Here is a 22,129-nt window from a genome sequence, read left to right on the forward strand (position 1 = left end):
CTGACGGCCGGGCGGGGGCACTATGCCCTAAAGTTACTTTCTAAGCTACCGCAACGCAAGAGTAGCCGCTAAGCAACCGTGGTCAAGGCTCCAGTATAGTAGGGAAGAGCTTAGCTTAATGGAGTTGGCGTGGTGTTGGGCGATCTACCTTTCATTTCCATTTTTCCTCAAATTCTTCCCTAGATATTTTTTCTACGGAAAAACGCTCGACGAAGTCCTTGTAACACATAATATTATCTGACCAATATCCATAATTAGTTTCGTTAGGTAGCTTTACTACAGTATTTGAACCGTTGATAACACCAATTTCTCTAGTGACACAATCGGTTAAACAATCGTATTCTAACATCCACTTTGTAACAGATCCGATCAAATGATCAAAGTCTGGATTGGCCTGAGGAACTACGTGTTGGAGTAACTTAATAGCTATAGCAACCCAACACTTTGTATCTTCATTACTAGTGATTTCCTTTTCGGGCATAGAGAATTGAAAATACAGTGTGTGCAATGCTTAGTATTTAGCCCAGGTGATGTAAGAATATCTAATCACAAACCTGCGCTGGAGCCCTATGGAAGCTATTCCGCCATCCAAGATAGTCCAGATTCCAATCTAATGATAAAATCGCGAAAACAATCTCCAATTACAATGAATTCACTCCTTTCTTGAGATATCGTGTTGAATATAAATATTTTTCCGCTTTTATTGAAGTCAATTGCGATAGTTTCTCCTCCCCCGTTACTACCAATACCAAAAATTTGTTCCCGCCTGACAAATTCATCCATGCTTTCGTTAAACTCCATCGCCTCCTCATACGTCCATATGGCTATATATTTTGCACCAATGAATCTCTCTAGTTGCAGGTTCGACTCTACATAGAATACGTAATCTTTCGGAAGATAGTATCCATAAGTCCCATGGACTACTTTCCGAAACCATCCAGACCTATAGATATTATTATCATTCATTTGTTCGCAACACCAGGCTATCTACTCGTATAACTCTCGGGACCAGGAACTCAGTGTATATATACAGTCGTTCTCACTATCGGTAATCCGTGGATAGAGGTCAAAACTCGATCGTAGGTGAAGTTGGAAATAGCTCTAATTTCTATGCCATGTCGCTCGCCTAGGCTTACCGCCCCCTGATTCCCAAACGACCGAAAGTGAGAACTGCTCGCTCTTATCTGTCCTGCGGGTTTATTGTCGTGGCCCATATGGGCCATGTCGCCCAACATCTGCACTAACGATTGCGTATACCCCCCCAATCTACGTCAACCCATTGACGTGTATAGCTCAGTTGACGTGTAGCCGCAACTTGACGTGTAGCCACCGAATTGCGTATACACACCACCCGCATGTTGTGTATACGCAACTTTCCACCCCCACAAGGCTCCGCCCCCCATCCGTCGAAACGCCTGCCCCAAATAACCTAGCCACACCAAACCAAAACACCCCTAAACATACCACACCCCCCACACATCATTCCCCCGCACCAGCGCCCCCGCCCCACACCAAACACCCCCCACCACCGTTAATAGAATTTCCCGGCGAGGGAACCGACGGTCTATCCTACGGGTTAGCACCTAACGGCGGCCCTTGGATCGCCGGCTGTGTACGCCCTAACCTGTTTTTGACTTAGCCCCACCCTACATGAATGACGTCCGGAGCATAGTGTGCACCGTTTTCGAGCGGTCGTACCACCTGGGGGTGGGGGCCCTGGCGAACTCGCTGTACGACTGCAACTACCGCGGCGTGCTCTACGCCGGCTACCGGGGGGCGCTGCCGCCGTGGACCACCGGCGCCCTCACCGAAGTAGACGGGGTGCAGGTTTATAGCGTGGCGGACGGACTAGAGATCCACTTCGCCCTGCAGCAGACCGATGAGATGCTCGCCAACGTGAAGCCGCAGCTGATCCAGCAGGTGTGGGCCCGCTACGGGGAGGGGGTGGAGAATGTATTCTACATCGACTGTGACATCATCATCAAGGCGCAGTGGCCTCACTTCGAAGCCTGGGCACAGTACGGCATCGCCCTGGTGGAGGATATGAACTCGCCGGTCGCTGTGTCGCACCCGCTGCGGCTGCAGTGGACCGAGTATTACGCTAAGTTCGGCATCGACTACGTGCCGCAAGACAGCATCTACGTGAACGGTGGCTTCGTGGGCATCAACCGGCGGTACCGGGGCTTTTCCAGCCTGTGGCACGAGCTGCAGGTGCACATGAAGGAATTCACCGGCATGCAGCAGGACCAGATCGGGATCGCCGACCGGTGGAATATGTTTCACTTCATGGACCAGGACGCGCTCAACGTAGCCAAGGACCTGACGGCGAAGGTGACCATCATGGGGCCGGATGCGATGGACTTCGGGAAGTTCGGCTACGTGATGTCGCACGCGGCGGGCCGCACCAAACCGTGGGAAAAGGCCTTTATCCGCGATATCTTCGTGACCGGCGCCCGGCCCAGCTTTGCCGACAAGCAGTACTGGCAGTACGTAGACGGGCCCATCCAGGTGTTCTCCCCGGCCCAGATCCGGCGCAAACGCGCCGCCCTCAAGGTGGCGGTCTTCATCGGCCGTTTCTTTACGCGCACCTAGGCATAGGAGCGACTAGTCAAGAATACTTTTCCCGGCACCGCGTTATGGGTCCCGTGCGGTCATTGTTGACCCCCTTCACGCGTATACCTACTTTTGTATGTCTTACCTATTCGCCCGTAGCATCTTCCGCATGCTCGCGCTCACCGTGGCCCTGGTGTGCACTACCCTACTCACCGCCCAGCAAACCTACGAGACCGGCTACCTGATCACTACCGACGGGCAGCGGGAATCCGTCCAGATCCTCAACGTAGACTGGCGCTATACCCCCACTACCCTGACCGTACTGCGAGACGGTAGCCCCACCATCATCGATCCCGCTACACTGACCGAGTTCGCTATTCCGGGCAAGGCACGCTTCGTGAACCATACCGTACAGCTGGAACGCAGCAGTACCGAGACCCAGCTACTGGCGGACGCGCCCAGCCCGCAGGAAGAGCAGCGGATACTACTACGCACCGAAGTGGAAGGACCGGCCAGTTTGTACAGCTACCGCACGCCGCAGCTCACGAAGTTCTTTCTGCAGCTGGAGGCGGGTACGCCACCGGTGCAGTTGATGTACCAGCGCTGGCAGGGTGCCGGAACTACCGTGCGTACCAACGAGCAGTACGTAACGCAGCTGCGCAGTGCACTGCAGTGTGGAACTACGTCCATCAGCGCACAGACCGACTACCAGCTACGGGAACTGCGCAAGGTCGTGCTGGACTACAACAGCTGCCGGGGCGCAGCGAGTACGATCTATACAAACAATGCCGCCCGGGGCAAACGACTGTACATCGGCGTCACGCCCGGCGTCTTCTTCGGCAAGTTTGAACTGGTGGATCCCGGCAACGACCGCATGCTGGTCTCCATGGAGGCCAAGGCCAGTCCGCGGATCGGGCTGGAGCTGGAGTACCGCCTCCCCTTCGGCAACAACAAGATCGCCCTGGTCTTCGAGCCCAATTACTACCGCTACAAGTCTAGCGGCACCTACAGTCCGGTCTCCCGCATTGAGATGGCAGCTGCCGACTACTCCGCCCTGGAGCTGCCCGTAGGCCTGCGCTACTACAGCTACCTGAGCTCGGGCACGAAGGCCTTCGCTACGGTAATGGGCGGCTACAATTTCTTCTCCGGAGAGATCATGTACGACCGCGGTCCAGATACCGAGCTAAAGGGTAGTTTCACTGCCTCGGCCGGACTGGGCCTGCGCTTTCGTGAGCACTTCGGCATCGAGGTCCGCTACCAGCACAATACCGACAACCTGGGCATACTCGGCCAGGCCAGCCGCAGCGGTGGCATCCGCGCCATCACCAGCTACGTCTTTTAGCCGCGGCGGCGTTCCAGCAGGATCATCATCATCAGGCCCAGCATGATGCGGTCGTCGTCGTCTTCATCGATCTGCCCCAGCTTTTCCACCTTGAATTCCTTACCGAAGAACGAGGGTTGCTTGGTCAGCCGGGCGATCTCGCGGTCGCGCAGGTCGGTCACCAGGTAGCTCGGGTTGAACACGTAGCCGGTGAACCAGCCCAGCACGGGGATCTCGCCCACCAGTCCGTCGATCACCTTCACCCAGCCGTTCTCCTCGCGGATGTGGTACTGCGGTTTGTCCTGGGCGTCGATCAGTTCGTACTCCGCCTTCCAGAGCGATTTCCAGCCCTTGCGCGCGATCTTGCCCAGGGCCGTGCCGCGGTGATCGGTGAAGGCGTAGGCGGCCGACCAGTCGATCCAGCGGTCGGCCCGTATGTGGTAGTTCACCCGGCTCCGGCTATCGTCGCTGTACACCTCGATGTGTTCCTTAAACTTGAGCAGCTTCTGCCGTACGTAGGCCACCACCTGCCCACTGGCGTCGGTCGCCGTGAAGTCATTAGCCAGTGTGGTGATCTTGAAGGAGAAGGTCAGGGGATAGCGGATCGCTTGCATGCGTAGGGTTTAGTGCGGTAGGTACTTCATCGGGCGCGCTCGCAGGTGCGGAGGAACGCAACTGGGCGCTGGTCTTCCGGCTCCCGTCGTGGCTCCACCCCGGAGGACCGAATATATAACCCAGCCGACTATGCCAATCCGGCGCGTGCCAAACGTCGCGGCCCAGGGCTACCCACTCGTGGGTCGCGATGTGCAGGGGGTTGTGGGAGTCGATGTTAGTGACCAGTCCGTAGCCGGGCCGCTCCTCTTCCTCCTGAAAGGTACCGAACAGGCGGTCCCAGATGATGAGTACGCCGCCGTGGTTGCGGTCCAGGTACTTGACGTCGCTACCGTGGTGCACCCGGTGGTGGCTCGGCGTATTGAACACAAACTCCACCGGTCGCCACAGCTTATCGATCGCCTCGGTGTGGATCCAGAACTGATAGATCAGGCTCAGGCTACCGAATATAGCCACCATGATGGGATGAAAACCCACCAGCGGCAGCCAGAGGATGAATATGAAGGAGCCGGACAGCTCCCCCGTCCACGTCTGCCGCAGGGCGGTAGAGAGGTTATACTTCTTGCTGCTGTGGTGCACTACGTGACTGGCCCAGAAGTAGCGCACCTCGTGGCTCGCCCGGTGGAAGGCGTAGTAGCTCAGATCCTCGGCAAAGAAGCACAGCACCCACACCCACCAGGCCGCCCCCAGATCAAACAGTCGGAACTGGTACAAAAAGAAGAGCACCCCCACGATAACCACCTTCGTAAATAGGCGGATAACGGCATTGCCGATACCCATACTCAGCGAGCTCAGGGTGTCCTTGGTGTCGTACCAGTCCCGCTGCTCGTACACCGCCACCCCGATCTCGATCGCCAGCAGCAGCACGAAGGCCGGTATGGCGTAGTGGATCGCCACGGGGTTATCGGTAAACAGAAAGGTAGGCATGGTGGTAATGGCTAGGCTGCGATGAAGTTACTGAACACTGGGGAGATGGCTTCGGAGACGTCCCCCCTCTCATCTGGAGAGGGGCTGGGGGAGAGGTAAAAATTCATCAGCATCAATCCATATCCCACCACTGCAGCGATTCCTCCAGGGGCGGTAGACCGATAGCTTGCCGTAGTTTATCTACGGAGTCCGGATCGGCCAGCTCGTACAGCTGCCACTTACCGGTGTTGGGATCCCGCACTACTTGCGTGCCGTAGCGTTGCGGCTTTCCATCATCTAGGGCGATACGATCGGTGATGGTGGCGATCGTTCCCCAGCTGAGGTCTCCCGCCCGGGCACTTGCTTCCAACAGCGGCAGGTACCGCTTTCGGTACCGATTTGAGGAGTGCTGCAGGACCGCCCAGATTGCGGCCAGTTGCACTTCATTGACTTCGGCCAGCGTAGGCATGCCGCAGTGGTCAAGGAAACTGGTGATCACTTCCAGGTTTTGGTGGTCTACCCGCTTATCGTAGGGCTGACCGCCGCGGATCGCCTGGTCGCGATCAAATACTTCCTGAAGTATGCTGGCTTTGTCGGAGCAGTCTATGGGTAGCCTGCGCAGCTCCGGACCGGTATTAACTGCCTCGACTAGTTTGCGCTGGAAGACTAGTTCAGCCTCCGTTATTTCTACAATGATCGCTTCCTGTATGACGCCGTTCGCATCCTGGTAGTAGTGTAAGGCATACTTCTTTGTAGGGTCCTGGATGTTTCTCAGGGAGTCCATCGTGATGGTATCTCCTAGCGTGTTCAGCGTAGGGAACTTAGTACCGTCTGGGTAGTCAAAATGGTAGGCACGGGTAAGTAACTCTTCGTCGGATACTCGGGTGAGTCCGTGGGGTACGTAGGCTGTATCGGTGGCACAGCCCAGACTGATCACTGCGAGGATATACAGGTACTTCAGTAGACCCTTCTTAGTATTTGTATCGCTAAATTGCATTACCACAATATATGACGGTCTGTGGGGCCTTACGCTGTAGTGTACATAGTTGCGCAGATAATGAAGGCGAACATGACGGTGCGAAGTCCTGACAGGAAAATCAGGGATAACAGAGTGTCTCGGTACGGAAAGGCTTCAGCGGTATACTGCTTTGCTAAGGGGGGGCGGCGCGATGGCAGGGCTATATCTCGTCCTATTCGTCCAAAGAGCATTTTGCGCAGTTAGCCGCTGCGTAGTATATTTGATTCACCTAAACCTCTCCTAAGGAAGGTTAAACACCTAATTTTATTTACACCTTCCCTTTTATGAGCAGTTGGATTAGGAAGAAACGCCAACTTGAGCGTTTGGACGCACTTATACGGCGTCGCAGCACCGGTCATAGGCGAACATTAGCAAACAAGTTCGGGGTGTCGGAACGTACCATCAATTACCTTTTAGCAGACCTGCAAGAGCTTGGCGCGGACATCCATTTTGATACTGAACGACGGTCTTATGTGTATGCGTCATTATTACGGTCAGACTGGCAGATATTCAGAACAACGGACGAGGAGGAGTGATTTTTTCTCAATGTGCAGAAATTTTGCATATTCATCCTCGAACTTTATTGCGTCGACCCGGAGAAGCTGAAAACCGGAACCTAGAGTAATCATCACGCATAATCCAAATACCATGCGCAAATTCATGTTAGTTTTTGGCTTTCTTCTAGCCTTTGTCTTTGTTCTCACAGCAAGCGTACCTACATCCGGCACTACCTCGGTAGTAGATGGAGAGCTAATCTCCGGTCCAACTACAGAGTTGGTCTTCACCGCGGAAGAGGGTGTAGCCTGCCGTTGCTATGATAACGAGGGTCGCATCAAGGCAAGTTGCTTAATATGCAACTGTTCTAATCTTTGTGAAAGCGTAGAACAATAACATTCATTAACCCAAAGGGGGAGGGTTACAAGCAGGTAAGCACTATGTAGTGGCCCTCCCCTTAATCAGCCCATAAATAGATGTCATGCCACTTATCCGAATAATATTCATCTGCTCCGCCCTCCTTCTCACTTCCAATACCTATGCGCAACAAAGTTTCATAGCAGTATACGAACATCAGGAGACGCCCACCGACTATCGCGCAGAATTCATATTGATATTTGATGGTACCACAGCAGCATACGAACACCATCAAAGAACGGATAAAATAGATATGAATGATGGTTCCACCTATACCTACTACCTACCACACGAATTCTACACTTGGTCGATAACCTATCCCAGTAAGGTAGTCGCGGAAAGAAAAATTTTAGAAGACCAGACGCCGATCTACTTTAAGGGGCAGCCAAATCCGGAGTGGGAGATCACCACTGAAACAAAGATCATCGACGGCTACACGGTGCAAAAGGCCATCTGTACCAATAGTTATGTCCCAGCAACTGGTGACTATCATCTACAAGATGCTATAGCATGGTTTACGATGGACATCCCAGTAAGCGTCGGACCGGAGCGCTACTACGGCCTGCCCGGCTTGATTGTACTGCTAGAACACAGCGGTCGCAAGACGGTCAGAACCAAGCTTAAGGCCATCTCTTTCGATGACATCGACACAGTGGACGCGGTGGAGGTTCCGGCCGCGGCCATCGTAGTGTCATTGGAAGAAATCGTTCGCCCCTATGGAATAGATCGCAAGTGGCTGCGGGACGAGAAGAAACGTTGGAAGGAGGTCTCAAGTCGGTAGGTTATCATGCTGCTGGCTGAGTACAGGAATGGGAGGACAGTAGTAGTAGTAAGCTGTCAGTGCATAATCCGCTGCTTGTTGTGCATTGCCTGCTGTCTAGTCGTCACGTCTGGTTATACACAGGAAGTAAGAATTATAGGACGGGTCATGGACCGGGATAGTATGAATGCGCCCTTACCTATGACGAACATTGTAGCACGCACCTACGGAACACAGGAAATACTTGCCTATACTCAATCGGACAGCGCGGGTGGGTATCAGCTTCAGGTACGACGTGGCGCGCCTAGTATCATATCGATCGAGTACACTTATCTTGGATACACCCCACAGCGTAGAGAGATAGTACTTGGTAAGGGTACCTCTATTGACGACGTTCACCTTCCTACCGTTGTCATGCAACCAAGTGAAAATAGCCTAAAGGAAATTACGGTAAAGGCACAATCACCCGTAGTGGTGAACGGCGACACTATACGTTATGACCTGCCGCACTGGACGGAAGCCAGGCACGAAACCCTGGAGGCCGTCTTGTCCCAACTGCCCGGAATGCGCATCAACGAACGAGGAGAGCTCGTCGTAAATGGTCAGCTGGTTGATAAAGTGACGATTAATGGCAAGGAAGTATCCCAGCAGGGGACCGCACTGCTAACCCGCTCCATCCACCCCCAGGATGTGCAGACGATCGAAGTACGAACGGATGAGCAGGATTCCAAACTCAAGGAAAGCCTATTAACTACTCGTGGCTATGTGGTGCTTGACGTGCAATTGAAGGATGCCGTAGATGAAGACCTTTTTGGTCGTGTAGAAGCACATCTAGGCGTTCAAAGCACCTCAAAAGTAGGCGCGTATGCAAACGGTTTTAAGCTACAGGAACATACTCGACTGCATGTCTTTGCCGAGTCCAATCGGTTTGGTGAGCAGACCATTCAGCTAGCCAGTATTCGCAATATGGGCGAAGAAGCGCTTCAGGGCATGTTTGCTACTCCTGCCAACTTCAAAGACGCCAGTCAAGTAGGAGGGTATGAGCCAGAAACTTACAACTTCACCAATTTCTTTGCGCGACGTGATCAGCATACCCTTGGCATCAGCCTCGGTCATGATCTAAACGACGAGTGGAGCATCTACCTGGGATCATACAGCAATCTTACCCTGTCACGCTACCGAAGTCAGAATACACAAGACTTTTATTTCGGCGATGTGAATAGATTTGATGCTGTCCAACAGTCTGAAGAGGCGCTCAGCTTGAACAAGCTCGCTCTACGGTATGACAGCGAAACGTATAGGTTCTCAATTGGCGGGAATTATATAGTGCGTAAAATAGCGGCAGGGGAAATAGTTGCTGAGATTTACCCTTCCTCTATTGAGGATGTTTATCTCAAGCAGAATAGTGTGGCTCACGAAGGATATCTTACACTCCAGGCACAAACGTTACTCACTTCGGCAGTTGGACTAACGCTGAACAGCGCCTTAATAAGGAGCAGTCATGATAACCGCACTCGGCTGTACGATCGATCCGTCACAAATTTTTTATCGCCACTACCTACGAACGGAACAGGCTTGACTACCCAGACCGCTACTCCTCAGCGAGAATCGACAACTATTTCCCTGGCAGCATCCTATTCCTCCAAGAACATAGGGCTATTCGAGGCCGGTATGGGGTATGAATCTGAGGCAGCGATCAATACAACGGCAGCAAGTTTAGTACAGTATCCCGCGCAGCCACTGATCCTAGATCGACTCACCAGTGCAGATGCTACCATACGCACGATTAAAACGTCTCCATATTTACGGTGGGAAGTGACCCTGCCGCGAGTTCCGGTGTACCTCGACAACCGGGTCAACTATTCGATACTTAATTACCCGAACAGTACGGGCCGTACGTTAAACTCCAGTAGCGGCCTAGAGTACGAGATCGATGCTCGTTTAGATCTGGGCAACTTTACGAATTTCCAATTCAATTGGCAGCATCACTTTACTCCACTGCCTTTCTATGACTTACTGCCGGGAGGAAGCATCAGTAACTTTCAGACCATCACTCTGCCCGGAGACAAGAATATAGGCCCCACCAAGGAGACCGTCGTATCCTTCATGGGTTCTCTACCCATAAGTGGACGGGGCTGGATAGTAGATGCAAGTGTCCTGCACGGTCGCGATCGTACGGGCTACGCGACTCAACTCAGTAGTGATGTCATTGTACGAGAAGTTGATCAGCTGTTTGCTCGGTATGCTATCTTCTCTGTCGCCTTAGAGCGTAGAGTCCAGGGAAGTGGCATAAATTTCCGGCTCGAACCGGAACATATTCGGACAGTTGCGGAAAATCAGCTTGATCGTGAGTCGCCCATCATTGCCTACAGTCGGGACTACCGCATTGGCCTGCGAGCCTCTACAGAGTGGGAAGATAGTCCGCTGAATTTAAGTATTACGCCTAAATACATTCACATAGACTACCTGACAAATTTCAATCAAAATCGCACGACCCAACAGATGGTATGGCTAAACGCAAATGTGCGTACTGACCTTTTACCAGATCGCCTATTCTGTGATTTTGATCTGCGCCAAGTGTATTTTCCCGCAGCACGCTCCCAATCGTTGAACAGTATGCTAAATCTGCAGCTCCGCTATATGCACAAAAACTCTTCTTGGCACCTTGATGCAGGCAACCTGTTTGATACCGATAATTTTCAGCGTATAGATCAGAGTACGGTAGCGCTAAACCAAACCCGGCACGAGCTATTCGGAAGGTACATTAAGTTGACCTACGGGTTTCGATTCAATTAGGATAAAGCGGAATGTTCCGTAGGGCAGAAGATTGATATTAATGGGGAGCAGCAAACCGCGCATCCGTCAGCAACGACTCATCCGTCAGCGTATGGAGAAACGCCAGCAGCGCCTCCTTCTCCCGCTCCGTCAGCGTGAAGCCGGTGATATTGGGATCTTCGTTCTCTACGTCGTGGCCTCCGCTGGCGTAGTGGTCGAGTACTTCCTCGAGGGTCTCGAAGCGGCCGTCGTGCATGTAGGGGGCCGTCAGGGCGATGTTGCGCAGCGTGGGGGTACGAAACTTGCCGTTGTCGAAGCGGTTGCCGTTCACGCCGCCAAGCCCCTTGTCGATGAAATCGTCCAGGGAGGCTACGTCGTCCAGTCCGTTGTTATGAAACTTGTTGTCGCCGAAGCTGGGCGCGTTGTGGCAGTGGCCACAGCCGGGGTGCAGCGCACCGGGGGGCAGGTTCTCGACGAAGAAGAGGCTATCGGCCCCCAGCTGCTCCTGCTCGGTAAAGAAGTCGGTGTTGTGGTATACGACCCGGTCGTACTTGCTGTCGGCCGAAATGATGGTGCGCTCGAACTGCGCCAGGGCCTTGATGGTCAGCTCCCGACTGATCTCGGCCGTATTGTCGATCCCGAAGGCCGCCCGGAAGCGGGCCGGATAGTCGGCATCGGCGCGCAGCTTGCGCAGCACTTCCTCCCAGTCGTTGTCCAGCTCCAGCATATCCTCCACGGGGTGAATGGCCTGCTCCCAGAGCTTGGGCGCACTGCCGTCCCAGTTAAAGCCGTTCGGGTTGAACGCCAGATTGACCAGGGACATCGCACTCCGCGACCCCGCCAAACGGCGTACCCCCAACGAACGGTCCAGCCCGTCGGTAAAGGCCAGCTCCTGCCGGTGACAACTGGCGCACGACATCGTACCGTCCGTACTCAGAATTTCCGCATCGTAGAAGATGTGCCGCCCCAGCTCCACCCCCTCTACCGACACCGGGTTCTCCGGATCCACGATCGGCGCGGGTAGGTAGGCAGGCACCTCCAGCGCGTATGGCGTCGGCGTGCTCGGACCGCTAATGGTCCCCTCCACCGGCACCTCCATGCCCACACCAGGCTCATCCCCGCAGCCCGCCGCCAGCAGCAGCACACTAAGACCAAGAAGGATGATACGACGACCCATAATCCGTGACTAATCCGTGCTGTAATCCGTAGAATCCGTGTTTAACCCTACCCCACGCAGCGATCCTACAACGAATGAATCATCCGTAAGGGTCTCCAAAAATGCCACTAAAGCCGCCTGCTGCGGGACACTTAGCCCCAACGGACGCACATTCGCGCTCTTATTCTCCGCATACTCTCCACCGCTGTTGTAATGCGCCACCACCTCCTGCAGACTACCGAAGCGGCCGTCGTGCATGTAGGGCGCGGTGAGGGCTACGTTGCGCAAGCCCGGCGTGCGGAAGCGCCCGTTGTCGTAGCGCTGCCCGTTGATGGCCCCGCGCCCCTTGTCGGTAAAGTCGTCGAGATCGACCGCCTCATCGAGCCCGTTGTTGGCGTACCGCTGGTTCGTGAAGTGGGGCGGCGTATGACAGTGGGCGCACTCCCCGCGGACCAGCCCGGCGAACGGTCCGCCCGGATCGTCGCCCAGGTCGAAGAAAATGGCGTGCCCCAGGGCCTCCTGCTCCGTGTACTGCGCCTCCCCCTGCCGGACCCGGTCGTAGGTGCTATTCATACTCACCAGCGTGCGCTGGTACTGCGCCAGGGCCCGCCCCACCAGGGTAGAGTCGATGGGTACGTCCCCGAACGCCTCGCGAAAGGCGGTCACGTAGGTGGGCCGGCTGCGCAGCGCGTCGATCACCACCGGCCAGCTGCCGGCCATCTCGTGGGCAGTGCCAACGGGGTGGAGCGCCTGAGCCTCCAAGTTGGTCGCCCGCCCATCCCAGAATAGTGGTTGGTGAAGGTAGCCGACGTTGGTCAGGCTGGGCGTATTGCGGAAGCCGACCAGACCGTCGATCCCCACGCTCAGGGGCTTACCGTCCGAAAAAGCCAGCGCCGGCTGGTGGCAACTGGCGCAACTCACCGTACCATCGGCCGAGAGCAGCGGATCGAAGAACAAGCGCTCCCCCAGATCGACACCCTCCGGGGTGGATGCATTATCGTCGGGATACAGGATGGCGGCAAAGTCGGGCGGAGTATCGGCCTCCTTGCGATCACAGCCGTAGCAAAGCAGTAACGCCAGTACTATGGATAGCCCGCCGCGCATCCCTACCGCACTTCGAGGGTGAACTGTGCGGCCAGCCGGTTCCAGATGTCCTGGGCCACGGCCTGGTTGCCGCCATGTACGGCCTGCTGGTCCGGATTGTCGATGGCGAAGGTCTCCCCGTTGCCGGATAGGGCCCGCAGTACGTCGGCCACTACGGTCAGCTGCTCCGTCTGCCCGGGCCCGATGCGCAGGTCACGCGCGAACTCTACGGTAGTGTACAGCGCATCGCTGCCCATGTGGTAGCTCAGTCCGGTGTCGAAGCGCCCATCGCCCTCCAGATCGGCATTGGCCTCGATCTTGGCGAACACATAGCGGGTGGTCGGCCCCCAGAATTCCGCCTCGTTGAGCACGTAGTCGGCGGCAAAGGTGCTGGGATCCTGTGCGTTCAGTTCCGGCTTTACGCCCAGTCCGAACCGCAGTCCGACGTACTCCCCCGCCGGCACCCGGTAGCTGCGCGTGAGGGTCGCCGAGTCACTGGCCGAGTTCCAGCGCAGCAGGTCGATCTCCGCCAGTCGCACGGGCGCGGCCCCACCGGCGGGCAGCAGTTCCAGGTCAGACACATAGTACTGAAACAGCAGCAGCTTGAGCGTATCGCCCGTCGGGTAGCCGTAGGCCTCCCGCTGAATGGCCAGGCCCTCCCCTCCGTATTCCGCGCGAAAGTCCAGCGTCAGGTCGGTCTCGGCTACGGCCGGCAGGTCATCGTCGTCCAGGCAGGCCGTCAGTCCCAGCAGCAAAAGCAAATACAGCAGCAGGTGTTTCATAAGCGGGCGCGCACGCAGGTGCGCAGTTGATGGTGGAGGATGAGCAAGATAGGGCGGTAACCGGCCGGCTTGCCAACTTCCCGGCGGTAAGTGTCGGCGCCACAGCGCATACCGTAGGTTGAACAAGTACAAAATCAATCCCGTTGGACCAGCACACCATATTTAACCTACCATATACCCCACGCATGACCGACCAGTCTCCCAATTCCCCCCTAGATAAAGCCCTCAAGCAACTCACCTACGGCTTTTACATCGTCGCCACCCGCAAGGAAGGCAGCGACCTCAAGACCCGCTCCGAAGACTGGGTCAGCGCCTCTACCGTCAGTTGGGCCACCCAGTCCAGTTTCGATCCCCCGCTGATCACCATCGCCATCCAGAAGGACAGCGACGTCAACGAGACCATCCAGAAGGCCCAGTCCTTCTCCCTCACCGTACTCGGTAAGGACGACGAGGAGCTCATCAAGAAGTTCGCCAAGCAGACCGACGTCGACTACGGTGCCCACTCCGTCAACGGTATATCCTACACCGAAGGCGAGACCGGCGCCCCCGTCCTCGACTGCGGCGTAGCCACCCTGGAGTGCAAGCTGGAAGACGCCCTGACCACCCACGGCGATCATATCCTGTTCGTCGGCAAGGTCATCAAGGCCACCAGCAAGGACGGACAGCCCATCACCGAACTAGACACCCGCAAGCACTACGAAGGCGTGAGCCCACGTAGCTAGTGGTTGCCGATCACATCACCAGACACTTAAGTCAGGAGCCCCACCTCGCCCCCCTGGTCGCACGCCACACCCTTACCCCCCGGCCCGACCACGGGGGCAATGTGTATTTCGGGCTGCTCCGCTCCATCACCTACCAGCAGCTGAGCGGGCGGGCGGCGGGCACCATCTTCGGCCGCTTCCTGGACCTGTTCCCCGACGGCTACCCCCACCCCGACCGTCTACTAGAGCTGTCCGAAACCGATCTGCGCGCCGTAGGGATGAGTCGGCCCAAAGCGGGCTACCTCCACGGCGTAGCGACCTTCTGGCTCGAGCACAAGCTTATCGATCAGGACTGGTCGGCCTACACGGATCAGCAAATCATCGAGCTGCTCACCCAGATCAAGGGCGTAGGCCAGTGGACCGTGGAGATGGTGCTCATGTTCGTCCTGCAGCGGCCCGACCTGCTCCCGCTGGACGATCTCGTCGTGCGCCGCAACCTGATCGCGCTCTTCGACCTCGGTCACCTGAAGGGCAAGGCGCTGGTCGCCGCCATGACCGCAGCGGCGGAGCCCTGGCGCCCCTACCGCAGCTACGCCAGCCGCTACCTGTGGCAGATGGAAGGCACGGCGGTGTAGCGAGGCCGGGGGAGAGGGAACCAACACCGACGGCTTACCTTTGCGCGCTAAAATCTACCCCGGCATGTCCACCGCGCTTACCCTGTACAATAGCCTGACCCGTGAGAAGGAAACCTTCACGCCCCTCGTGGAAGGTCACGTAGGCATGTACGTCTGCGGCCCCACGGTGTACAATCCGGCCCACCTGGGCAACTGCCGCACCTTCGTGAGCTTCGACGTCATGTACCGCTACCTGATGGCCCGGGGGTACAAGGTGCGCTACGTGCGCAACATCACCGACGTAGGCCACCTCACCGACGACGGTGAAGACCGCATGAGCCGCGGGGCCCGCCTGGAGCAGCTGGAGCCCATGGAGGTGGCCCAGAAGTTCAGCAACCAGTTTCACGACATGCTGCGGATGCTCAACGCCCTACCCCCCAGCATCGAGCCCCGCGCGACCGGACACATCATCGAGCAGATCGACATGGTGCGCGAGATCATCGCGAACGGCTACGCCTACGAGGTCGACGGCTCGGTCTACTTCGACGTAGCGGCCTACAACTCGGCCAACGACGACCGCTACGGCGAGCTCAGCGGCCGCAAGATCGACGAGCTACTGGCTGAAAGCCGCGAGCTGAAGTCGCAGGGCGACAAGCGTAGCCCGAGTGACTTCGCGATCTGGATGAAGGCCCGCGACGGACACATCCTGCGCTGGGACAGTCCCTGGGGCGAGGGCTTTCCCGGCTGGCACCTGGAGTGCTCGGCCATGAGCACCAAATACCTCGGCACGGAGTTCGACATCCACGGCGGCGGTAACGACCTCAAGTTTCCCCACCACGAGAACGAGATCGCCCAGAACGTCGGCGCCTGCCACCATGGCGGTGCCCGCTACTGGCTGCACACCAATATGCTGCTGATGAACGGCCGCAAGATGTCGAAGTCGGACGGCAACACGATCAGCCCCGAGGAACTCTTCAGCGGCGACAGTCCCCACGTATCCGAAGGCTATAGCCCCATGGTCGTCCGCTTCTTCATGCTGCAGAGCCACTACCGCAGTACGATGGACCTGAGCGACGAGGCACTCCAGGCCGCCAAAAAGGGCTACACCCGCCTACTGGAAGCCTGGAACCTCCTGCAGGGCCTGGAAGCTAAGGGCGGTGCACAGAACGGCACCGTAGGTAAGGAACTCACCGAGGGTCTGGCCGCTGCTTACGCCGAGATGGACGATGACTTCAATACTCCGCGCGCGCTGGCCCGGGTCTTCGAGCTGGTCACCCGCATCAATGCGCTGCAGGGTGGACAACTGTCCCTAGAGGAAGTAAGTGCCGAGACGCTTGCGGCCTTTAAGGAGGGGCTGGGCAGGCTACTTTTCGATGTGCTCGGCCTGAAGGACGAGGCCGCCAGTGGTGGAGCGGAGCAGGAAGCCCTCGACAAGGCCATGCAGATCATCCTCGACCTACGGCAACAGGCGCGGGCGGATAAGAACTGGGCGCTCTCGGATCAACTGCGCGATGCGCTGAACGAGGCGGGCATCACGGTCAAGGACGGTAAGGAAGGAGCTAGCTGGTCGATCTGATCACACGGCCGCCACCTTCCGGTGGTGCCGCTGGTAGGCGTACACTGCCGCCCCTACCGTACCGGCCGTATTGCGCATCTCGGCGGGCTTGACCTCGCAGCCACACTTGATGTACTTCTTGTAGTCCACGAAGTATTTGCTACCGCCACCACCCAGGACGATCAGGTCGGGATTGAGGATAAAATTGACGTGCGTCAGGTACTTGTTTAGGCGCTTGCCGAAGGTCTTCCAGTCCATGTCATTGTCCTTGCGCACCTTATTGGATATGAATTTTTCAGCGATGATGTCCATGCCCTTCAGGTACAACTGGCCGAGCTCAAAATTGGGGATGAGCTCTCCGTCGAGGAACATGGCTCCGCCCAGTCCGGTGCCGATGGTGATCATGACCACCGTACCGTCTTCCTTATGGGAGCGGCCGGTGCCGAAGTTCATGGTGGCGATCCCGGCGGCGTCGGCATCGTTGAGCGCGTAGATGGACACGTCGCGCATCCGCCCGAAGGTCTCCGAGATGCTGGTGCCGATCCAGGCCTTATCGATGTTAGAGGCACTGCCGGCTACATTGCGGTGCACGATGGCGGGAAAGCCCACGCCCACCACGCCGCTGTAGTCGAAGTGATCGATCAGGCTACGGAAGGTGTAGGCCATGGCCGAGGGGGTAGCCGGCTGCGGCGTATCGAAGCGAAACCGCTCGGTGAGCATGCTGCCCGTCTTTACGTCTACCAGTCCGCCCTTAAAGCCGGTGGCGCCTACGTCTACGCCGAGAATAGTGGTGTCCTTCATGCCGCTGTCTTAGTCTGGGCGTGAATATAGGGCCCCGGACCGCAGTCAGCGAACTAGCGTACCAGACTGATCTTCATCGTCACGTCCTCCTTGGGCCGGTCGCCGGCTCCGGTGGCGGCGGCGGCGATCTTGTCGATCACGTCCAGCCCTTCAATGACTTGTCCGAATACGGTATACTGCTGGTCCAGGAAGGGCACCCCGCCGTTTTCCAGGTAGGCGGTGCGAACGTCGCTGGGGTAGCTGACGCCGGTCTGTCCTTCCTGCCGGCTGAGTTCGGCCTCGGTCACGGGCCGGCCGTGCACGATGTAGAACTGGGAGCCGCTGCTCAGCTTCTCTGGGTTGTTGGTACGGGCCGCGGCGATGGCTCCCTTGACGTGGGCCAGCGAAGGATCGAACTCCGCGGGGGTCTGGTAGCCCGGTCCGCCGCTACCGAGGCGTGCGCCGGCCGTAGCATTCTTGCTGTCGGGGTCGCCACCCTGAATCATGAAGCCGTCGATGACCCGGTGAAAGAGCAGGCTATCGTAGAAGTTGTCCTCGACCAGCTTGACGAAGTTGTCCTGGTGCTTGGGGGTGAGGTTGCTGAGGCGTGCGAGCATGTCGCCCATGGGCGTTTCGATGCGCACGAGGCATTCGTTGGGTGGAGTCACGTTGATGGTTTGTGTGGTGGTTCTGGATTTGCCCTTATCGTCGGTGGCCGTAAGCACTACGGGATAGTCCCCGGAGGTGTAGTAGCGCAGCTGGGGCTCGGCTTCCGTGCTGGTCTGTCCGTTGCCGAAGTCCCACAGATAGCTCGTGGCCCGCTCGGAGGTATTGCGGAAGCGCACGGTATCAGCGGCTACTACTGTGGCGGTCTCGGCCGTGAAGCTTGCCACGGGGCGGGCACAGTGGGCGAGCAGGCCGGCAAGCAGAAGCAAGGAGAGCAGACGCATGGGGGGTAGTTTGGTGGGACAACGCGGCAGCGTCGCTATTTGCTCAAAAAGTACTCCAGCAGCAGGTCGCGCTCCTTGCTCAGTCCGTAGTCGGGCGCATCGCGGCCCGAGCGCTGGTACCAGTAGCGGGCGTTGGGCTCGTCGCCCTCGATGCGGTGCAGGTAGCCGTGTACCCAGGCGCGGTCCGGCCCGATAGCATCGTCGATGAGCGTGTGGGCCCGTTCCCACTGGTTGTTGCTGATCCACCACAGGGAGGTCAGTTCTAGCCCAAAGGACGTTGGCGGAGTAGCTTCGCGGAGGGAAGCGTCGAATTCCTGACGGGTCAAGGGAGGGAGGGGGGATTAGTAGTACGCGTGGTAAAGGGCCGGCGAAGATAGGCCAATAAAACAAGTTTGCCGTAGTAGACCTTTACTTCCATGTACGAAATCGGAGGTCTGATCATTATCGGCGTAGTCGCTCAGTGGATTGCCTGGCGGCTACGGGTTCCGGCCATTCTTCCCCTCATTCTGGCCGGCATCCTCATCGGTCCCGGCTGGGAGTGGTACAGCGGTCACCGGCTGGTAAGCCCCCGCTTCGATAGCGAGGCCGGCACGGGCTTGTTTCCGGGTAACCTGCTATACAGTTTCGTCTCCCTGTCCATCGGCCTCATCCTCTTCGAGGGAGGCCTCACCCTGCGGCTGCGCGAGATCCGCGGACTGGCCGACAGCATCTTCCGGCTCACTACCTACGGTGCGTTTACCACTACGGTCGTAGCCGGTCTGGCCGCTCACTTCGTGATGGGGCTCAACTGGCAGATCGCGTTTCTCTTCTCTACCCTGATCGTCGTGACCGGCCCCACGGTCATCGCGCCCATCATGCGGCAGATCAACGTGAAGCGGCAGGTAGCCACCGTACTGAAGTGGGAGAGCATCGTGATCGACCCCGTCGGAGCCTTTCTGGCCGTACTGTTCTACAACTTCATCGTAGCCTACTACGACCCCCAGGCTACGATCTACGAGGCGCTGGTCAAGTTCGTACAGTCGGGCCTAGTAGGTATCGGACTGGGCTTCGTGTTCGGCCACATTCTGTTCATCCTGATCAGTAGGCTTTACATCCCTAAGTTTCTACTCAATATTTTCACCCTGGGGGCAGTCGTGGGGGCCTTTCTGGTGTCGGACTCGATCGCGCACGAGAGCGGACTCCTCACCACCGTAGTGATGGGCGCCTACCTGGCCAATCGGGACGTACCCTTTCTGGACGATATCCTGGATTTTAAGGAAAGCCTCACGCTCCTACTTATTTCCCTACTCTTCATTCTGCTGTCAGCCAATATGACCGTAGAGCAGATCACGCTCGTACTGACCAAGGAAAGCCTGTTCGTATTCCTGATCGTCGTCGTACTGGCCCGCCCACTGGGGGTATTCTGGAGCCTGCGGAGTTCCGAGCTGACCTGGCGCGACAAGGCCTTCATCAGCTGGGTCGGGCCCCGCGGTATCGTAGCGGCCGGAGTAGCTTCCCTGTTTGGCATCGAACTGGCGAAGGAGGGCATCGCCGATGCGGAGTACATCACCCCACTGGTCTTCCTGATCGTACTGGGCACCGTGCTACTCAACGCGACGCTGGCCGGTCTGGTCGCCCGCAAGCTCAAGGTCAGTCTCCCCAAGGGCAGCAGCGTGCTCATCTTCGGCGCCTCGGAGGGTGCACGCCAGCTGGCCAACTCACTACAGGAAAGCGGGCGGGATGTCACCCTGGTCACCCCGAACCGCGCGGCGGCCGATGTGGCGGAAGAAGATAACCTCACCGCCATCACCATCCCCATCGACGCCGATCTGGACCGCCACATGGACCTGAGCGATATCGGCTATATCCTGGCCCTCACCGGGAGCGACGAAGACAACTTCTACCTTCTGAACACCTACCGCAGCCGCGAGGGTATCCGTGGCGCATTCCGCCTGGTAACCCGCAAGGAAATACAGGCCCAGCGGTTCAACGACGAGGCGCTGTTCGGTCACTACGCCAGCTACCTGCTCTTCAACCGGGCGGCTCGCAACTTCGGGGAGGTGCAGGCTTTGGAGATCGATGATCCAAAGCAGATCGGTTCGCTCCTGGCCCAACTGCGGCAGGAGAAGGCCATCCCCCTCTACCTGCGCTGCGCGGAGTACGGTGACATCACCTTCATCACCGCTAATGAAGGAACGCTATCGGTCACGACCGGCGATACCCTGTACTTCCTGGGTGAACCCCTGACGCAGACCAGTCCGCCTACGGGCCAGAAGGAGCGGAAGATCGAGGCCTGACCTACTCCAGCAGGCGCTCCAGTTTATTGCCCCGGCTCCCCTTCACGAATACCTGGCGGCCCGACCAGTCCTGCTGCCAGAACCACTCGGCCAGCTGCCGACTGTCCTCGAAGTACGGCCGCTCGAACTCCCGCGCCACCGCCAGCAGTTCCGGCCCCACCAGCAGCACCGTGCGCGCCACCTGTCCGGCCCGCAGTACGACCCTCCGGTGGGCCGCTGCTGATGCTTCGCCGAGTTCCAGCATTTCGCCCAGGATGACCACACTGTTCTGTGGATCACGCCCCGCGGCAAAGCCCTGTAGCGCAGCTAGTACACTGCTGGGGTTGGCATTGTACGCATCCCAGTAAAAGCTCACGCCCCGGTGCTCCAGCACCTGACTCCGGTGGTTGCGGGACTGGTAGTCGCGCAGTGCACTGACGATGCGGACGCCGGGCACCTTGAAGTACTTCCCTATGGCTATGGCCGATTTGACGTTCTGCAGGTTATGCTGTCCGCTGAGCTGCGTGGTAGCGGTAAGCAGGGCACGCTGCTCGTCCAGAAAGACCACCCGCACGGCGGGGTGCACGGCCAGGGTACCGATCTCCATACCCGGCACGAGGGGCGAGGGGGACTCACTGGTGAAGTAGGCCACGACCCGCTCCACGCCCACGGCCATAGTGGGCAGGTGCGGCTCGTCGCTGTTGAGGAAGGCTACCCCACCGTGGGCGGCCAGGTAGTCGTACAGCTCCCCCTTCCCCTTGATCACGCCTGCTAGTCCACCGAAGCCCTCCAGGTGGGCCTCTCCGACGTTGGTGATCATCCCGTGGGTAGGCTGCCCGATGGCGCAGAGCGCGGCGATCTCCCCCTGGTGATTGGCCCCCATCTCCAGGATCAGAATCTCCGTGGTCTCGGGCATCGAAAGGATGGTCAGCGGCAGCCCGATGTGGTTGTTGTAGTTGCCCGGGGTAGCGTGCACCGTGTACTGCTGCGCCATCACGGCGGCGATCAGCTCCTTGGTGGTGGTCTTACCGTTGCTTCCCGTGATCGCCAGTACCGGCATCCCGTAGTTGCTACGGTGCCGACGGGCAAGCTGCTGTAGGGCGGTCAGGCTATCTTCGACGAGTAGGTAGCGGTCGTCGTCCTGTACGACTACGCCGGGGTCGTCCACGACCACGAAGGCTGCTCCGGCCTCCAGGGCGGCGGCGGCGTAGCGGTTGCCGTCCGCTGCCCCCTGCAGGGCGAAGAACATGCTGCCCGGACGTACCTGCCGGCTGTCGATCTGCACGTCGCGCCGCTCCAGGTAGTTGGTGTAGAGGTCGGCGAGGGGTACGTAGGGTGACTCCATACCGCAAAGCTACCGGACGGGGGCCAAAAACAAAACGCCCCGCCTGAATTC

General features: G+C 57.8%; 20 protein-coding genes. 8 read left to right on the top strand and 12 right to left on the bottom strand.

What is annotated here, in order from left to right; translation table 11 throughout:
- Window positions 1-151: 151 nt before the first annotated feature.
- Window positions 152-481, bottom strand: a complete 330-nt coding sequence (locus MJQ68_RS08410) for a hypothetical protein (RefSeq protein ID WP_238750599.1) — start codon at window positions 479-481, stop codon at window positions 152-154.
- Between the two features lie 95 nt (window positions 482-576).
- Window positions 577-966, bottom strand: a complete 390-nt coding sequence (locus MJQ68_RS08415) for an SMI1/KNR4 family protein (protein WP_238750600.1) — start codon at window positions 964-966, stop codon at window positions 577-579.
- A gap of 684 nt (window positions 967-1,650) precedes the next feature.
- Between MJQ68_RS08415 and MJQ68_RS08420 the strand changes: the two genes are divergently transcribed.
- A complete protein-coding gene (locus MJQ68_RS08420) occupies window positions 1,651-2,592 on the top strand; it encodes a hypothetical protein (protein WP_238750601.1) in 942 nt (313 codons plus the stop codon).
- Window positions 2,593-2,689: 97 nt separating this feature from the next.
- A complete protein-coding gene (locus MJQ68_RS08425) occupies window positions 2,690-3,895 on the top strand; it encodes an outer membrane beta-barrel protein (RefSeq protein WP_238750602.1) in 1,206 nt (401 codons plus the stop codon).
- Here MJQ68_RS08425 and MJQ68_RS08430 read toward each other — a convergent pair.
- The 3 genes from MJQ68_RS08430 to MJQ68_RS08440 form a co-directional block, all read right to left on the bottom strand.
- Window positions 3,892-4,488 carry a hypothetical protein gene (locus tag MJQ68_RS08430; RefSeq protein WP_238750603.1) on the bottom strand — a complete coding sequence of 199 codons (597 nt, stop codon included), beginning with the start codon at window positions 4,486-4,488 and terminating at the stop codon, window positions 3,892-3,894. The two genes, MJQ68_RS08425 and MJQ68_RS08430, sit on opposite strands and share 4 nt — an antisense overlap.
- A complete protein-coding gene (locus MJQ68_RS08435; RefSeq protein ID WP_238750604.1) occupies window positions 4,433-5,413 on the bottom strand; it encodes a sterol desaturase family protein in 981 nt (326 codons plus the stop codon). Before MJQ68_RS08435 ends, MJQ68_RS08430 begins: the two co-directional genes overlap by 56 nt.
- A 112-nt stretch (window positions 5,414-5,525) precedes the next feature.
- Window positions 5,526-6,389, bottom strand: coding sequence for a DUF6624 domain-containing protein (locus MJQ68_RS08440; RefSeq protein WP_238750605.1), 864 nt, complete (start codon window positions 6,387-6,389; stop codon window positions 5,526-5,528).
- Between the two features lie 997 nt (window positions 6,390-7,386).
- Between MJQ68_RS08440 and MJQ68_RS08445 the strand changes: the two genes are divergently transcribed.
- Together MJQ68_RS08445 and MJQ68_RS08450 are read left to right on the top strand one after the other, a co-directional pair.
- A complete protein-coding gene (locus MJQ68_RS08445; RefSeq protein ID WP_238750606.1) occupies window positions 7,387-8,103 on the top strand; it encodes a GLPGLI family protein in 717 nt (238 codons plus the stop codon).
- Between the two features lie 180 nt (window positions 8,104-8,283).
- Window positions 8,284-10,878, top strand: coding sequence for a hypothetical protein (locus tag MJQ68_RS08450; protein WP_238750607.1), 2,595 nt, complete (start codon window positions 8,284-8,286; stop codon window positions 10,876-10,878).
- Between the two features lie 37 nt (window positions 10,879-10,915).
- Here the strand turns inward: MJQ68_RS08450 and MJQ68_RS08455 are convergent, their stop codons facing one another.
- The 3 genes from MJQ68_RS08455 to MJQ68_RS08465 are packed head-to-tail and all read right to left on the bottom strand — an operon-like array spanning window position 10,916 to window position 13,878.
- Complete coding sequence (locus tag MJQ68_RS08455) at window positions 10,916-12,034, bottom strand: cytochrome-c peroxidase (protein ID WP_238750608.1); 1,119 nt, start codon at window positions 12,032-12,034, stop codon at window positions 10,916-10,918.
- A gap of 9 nt (window positions 12,035-12,043) precedes the next feature.
- Window positions 12,044-13,117 carry a cytochrome-c peroxidase gene (locus tag MJQ68_RS08460; RefSeq protein ID WP_238750609.1) on the bottom strand — a complete coding sequence of 358 codons (1,074 nt, stop codon included), beginning with the start codon at window positions 13,115-13,117 and terminating at the stop codon, window positions 12,044-12,046.
- 2 nt (window positions 13,118-13,119) lie between these two features.
- Window positions 13,120-13,878 (bottom strand): MbnP family protein, encoded by a 759-nt coding sequence (locus MJQ68_RS08465; RefSeq protein WP_238750610.1) that lies wholly within the window; start codon window positions 13,876-13,878, stop codon window positions 13,120-13,122.
- A gap of 185 nt (window positions 13,879-14,063) precedes the next feature.
- Between MJQ68_RS08465 and MJQ68_RS08470 the strand changes: the two genes are divergently transcribed.
- The 3 genes from MJQ68_RS08470 to cysS all read left to right on the top strand — a co-directional run bounded on the left by MJQ68_RS08470 (window position 14,064) and on the right by cysS (window position 16,769).
- On the top strand, window positions 14,064-14,600 hold the full coding sequence (locus tag MJQ68_RS08470; protein WP_238750611.1) for a flavin reductase family protein: 537 nt from the start codon (window positions 14,064-14,066) through the stop codon (window positions 14,598-14,600).
- Window positions 14,600-15,214 (top strand): DNA-3-methyladenine glycosylase family protein, encoded by a 615-nt coding sequence (locus MJQ68_RS08475; protein WP_238750612.1) that lies wholly within the window; start codon window positions 14,600-14,602, stop codon window positions 15,212-15,214. Before MJQ68_RS08470 ends, MJQ68_RS08475 begins: the two co-directional genes overlap by 1 nt.
- A gap of 64 nt (window positions 15,215-15,278) precedes the next feature.
- Window positions 15,279-16,769 carry a cysteine--tRNA ligase gene (gene cysS, locus MJQ68_RS08480; protein WP_238750613.1) on the top strand — a complete coding sequence of 497 codons (1,491 nt, stop codon included), beginning with the start codon at window positions 15,279-15,281 and terminating at the stop codon, window positions 16,767-16,769.
- On the opposite strand, the gene ppgK is transcribed toward cysS, so the two are convergent.
- Genes ppgK through MJQ68_RS08500 form a run of 3 tightly spaced genes read right to left on the bottom strand, consistent with a single transcriptional unit; the run spans window position 16,770 to window position 18,804 of the window.
- Window positions 16,770-17,549 (bottom strand): polyphosphate--glucose phosphotransferase, encoded by a 780-nt coding sequence (ppgK, locus tag MJQ68_RS08485; RefSeq protein WP_238750614.1) that lies wholly within the window; start codon window positions 17,547-17,549, stop codon window positions 16,770-16,772.
- A 53-nt stretch (window positions 17,550-17,602) separates the two neighbouring features.
- Window positions 17,603-18,478 (bottom strand): peptidylprolyl isomerase, encoded by an 876-nt coding sequence (locus tag MJQ68_RS08490; RefSeq protein ID WP_319937472.1) that lies wholly within the window; start codon window positions 18,476-18,478, stop codon window positions 17,603-17,605.
- Between the two features lie 35 nt (window positions 18,479-18,513).
- Window positions 18,514-18,804 carry a hypothetical protein gene (locus tag MJQ68_RS08500; RefSeq protein ID WP_238750615.1) on the bottom strand — a complete coding sequence of 97 codons (291 nt, stop codon included), beginning with the start codon at window positions 18,802-18,804 and terminating at the stop codon, window positions 18,514-18,516.
- A gap of 90 nt (window positions 18,805-18,894) precedes the next feature.
- Between MJQ68_RS08500 and MJQ68_RS08505 the strand changes: the two genes are divergently transcribed.
- Window positions 18,895-20,754, top strand: coding sequence for a cation:proton antiporter (locus MJQ68_RS08505; RefSeq protein WP_238750616.1), 1,860 nt, complete (start codon window positions 18,895-18,897; stop codon window positions 20,752-20,754).
- Window position 20,755: 1 nt separating this feature from the next.
- Here the strand turns inward: MJQ68_RS08505 and MJQ68_RS08510 are convergent, their stop codons facing one another.
- On the bottom strand, window positions 20,756-22,078 hold the full coding sequence (locus tag MJQ68_RS08510) for a UDP-N-acetylmuramoyl-tripeptide--D-alanyl-D-alanine ligase (RefSeq protein WP_238750617.1): 1,323 nt from the start codon (window positions 22,076-22,078) through the stop codon (window positions 20,756-20,758).
- Between the last annotated feature and the right edge of the window lie 51 nt (window positions 22,079-22,129).

The sequence above is a fragment of the Neolewinella maritima genome (genome assembly GCF_923081025.1).
In the GTDB taxonomy this organism is placed as follows: Bacteria; Bacteroidota; Bacteroidia; order Chitinophagales; family Saprospiraceae; genus Neolewinella; species Neolewinella maritima.